This is a genomic window from Marivita sp. (assembly GCF_020055635.1).
Lineage (GTDB): Bacteria > Pseudomonadota > Alphaproteobacteria > Rhodobacterales > Rhodobacteraceae > Marivita.
This window is the reverse complement of record NZ_JAIPUT010000190.1, coordinates 1-2522: the sequence shown is the minus strand read 5'-3', so window position 1 is coordinate 2522 and position 2522 is coordinate 1. Positions and strand designations below refer to the sequence as shown.

2 protein-coding genes are annotated in these 2522 nt (G+C 63.7%); one reads left to right on the top strand and one right to left on the bottom strand.

From position 1 onward, the window contains the following. Positions 1-2162, top strand: a 2162-nt coding sequence (locus LCF60_RS24555) for a cation-transporting P-type ATPase (protein WP_292295140.1), incomplete at its 5' end; no start/stop codon positions are given. A 62-nt stretch (positions 2163-2224) separates the two neighbouring features. Here LCF60_RS24555 and LCF60_RS24550 read toward each other — a convergent pair. Continuing rightward, a partial coding sequence (locus LCF60_RS24550; RefSeq protein ID WP_292295139.1) for a dodecin family protein occupies positions 2225-2522 on the bottom strand: 298 nt, incomplete at its 5' end.

Sequence of the window (2522 nt, the reverse complement as noted above, 5' to 3'; positions counted from 1 at the left end):
CATCGGACGCGGTGGACAGGGACGCACCGCTGGCCGAACGCGCCTCGATGGCCTTCAAGGGCACGGCGGTCACGGATGGCAGCGGGACAGGCGTGGTGGTCGAGATCGGGATGAATACCGAACTGGGCAGCATTGCCAAAATGACCACCGAGGCCGAACAGGAGGCAAGCCCGCTCGAGAAGCGGCTGGACCGGCTCGGGCGCAATCTGGTCGTGCTGACGCTGATCGTCGCAGCGGTCGTGGCTTTTCTGGGCGTGCTGGGGGGGCGGGACATCGTACCGATGCTCGAGACCGCAGTGGCGCTTGCCGTGGCCGCCGTTCCCGAAGGTCTGCCGATCGTGGCCACGGTGGCGCTGGCGCGCGGCATGTGGCGGATGGCGCAACGCAATGCACTGGTGGAACGGCTGGCGGCGGTCGAGACACTCGGATCGACCAGCGTGATCTTTGCCGACAAGACGGGGACGTTGACGCAGAACCGGATGCGGGTAGCGCGGCTGGCATTACCGGGTGACGACGAGGATATCTCTTGGACAGACGACGAGCGGCCGGATTCGCCCCCGCGGCTGGCCTGTCGGCTGCTAGAAGTTGCGGCCCTGTGCACCAATGCCGAACTGGACAAGGACACCGAGGACGGCAAGCCGGATGCGGATTCCGCGGACACAAATGCAAAAGATCAGCCGAAAGGCACCGGCGACCCGATGGAAATAGCCCTGCTGCACGCGGCCGCTGCTGTGGACATAAGGCGCGATCAGCTACTCGATGAGCAACCCGAGGAACGCGAGGAGAGCTTTGACGCAGGGACGAAGATGATGGCGACCTTTCACAAGTCTGCAAGCGGCTACCGTGTGGCCGTCAAGGGCGCGCCCGAGGCTGTTCTGGAGATTGTGACACATGTCGCCACCAACCAGGGCGAGGCCGGGACGCTTTTGGATCGGGAGCGAGACGAATGGGCTGAGCGCGTCGAGGCGCTGGCACGGCAGGGGTATCGCGTGCTGGCCTTTGCGGAACGGCAGGTGGACAGCCCAGACACTGATCCCTATGGCGATTTGACCCTGCTGGGCTTTGTCGGTTTGGCCGATCCTCCTCGTAGTGACGTGGCACAGGCCATAGACCGGTGTCACAGGGCCGGTATCTCGGTCATCATGGTCACCGGTGACCAGCCTGTCACCGCGGCGGCGATCGCACGGGATGTGGGGCTTGCGGATGATCCCCGGGCTCTTGTGGGCAACGACCTGCCGCAGACGGGCAGTGACCAGGCCGAGGGCAAGCAAGAGAACCTGCTCGATTATCAGGTCTTCGCCCGCGTCTCGCCTGAGCAGAAGCTGGACTTGATCCGGCACTGGCAGGACTCGGGGGCCGTGGTGGCGATGACGGGTGACGGCGTGAACGACGCGCCGGCCCTCAAGAAAGCCGATGTTGGCATTGCAATGGGGCAGCGCGGCACTGATGTCGCCCGCGAGGCAGCCGATATCGTGCTCAAGGACGATGCCTTTCCCACGATCATCATGGCGATCGAACAGGGTCGCACGATCTTTGAGAATATCCGCCGCTTCATCGTCTATCTTCTGTCCGGAAATCTGGGTGAGGTTCTGGCGGTTGGCCTCTGCGCCGTGATCGGCGCTCCGCTACCGCTCTTGCCGCTTCAGATTCTGTTCATCAATCTCGTGCTCGACGTCTTTCCGGCACTGGCTCTCGGTGTCGGGGAAAGCCCCACAGATATCATGGACCGCCCCCCCCGCGACGCGAAGGAACCCGTTCTGACACGGCGGCACTGGATGGCCACGGGCCTTTGGGGCGCGCTGATCGCGGGGTCGGTACTGTCGGTGTTCTCTATCGCGCTGTGGCAGGGTCTGGGTGAGGACGCCGCCGTGACGATCGGCTTTCTCACGTTTGCGCTCGCGCGGCTATGTCATGTTTTCAACATGCGCGATACGGGCACGCACCTGATCCGCAATTCCGTCGTGCAGAACCGATGGGTCTGGTACGCGATTGGCTTGTCGGCCGTGTTGGTGGCCGCCGCCGCAGGCCTGCCCGGGCTCACGACGGTTCTGGGCGTGGTGCCGCTGGACCTATCAGGATGGATGCTTGTTCTGGGCGGCAGCCTTGTGCCGCTGGTGGTCGGGCAGGCTGTTCTGAGCATGGTGTCCCGCGCGCAACCGTGACCCAAACGAACACCGCCCCGGCGCGCGCCGGGGCGGGTTAGATAGGGACGAGTGACCCTGGGTTAACCGGCATCCTGATCGTCGAGGAGGAAGCTGATCTTGGCGTTCACCCGGTAGCTGGTAATCTGACCGTTCTCGACGGCGGCATTCATGTCCTTGATGTAGACAGACTTGACGTTGCGCACCGACTGCGAGGCCTGTGTCACCGCCTTTTGCGCTGCATCCTCGAATCCCTTGTCGGACTCCGCGAGGACTTCAATCACCTTGAGCATGGACATCTTGTTTTCTCCTTCTGGTTTCGTTTCCGCACCGGCACCGCCGCTGCGCTGGATGTCCCGGCCCGGGGCGAATGACGTTTCA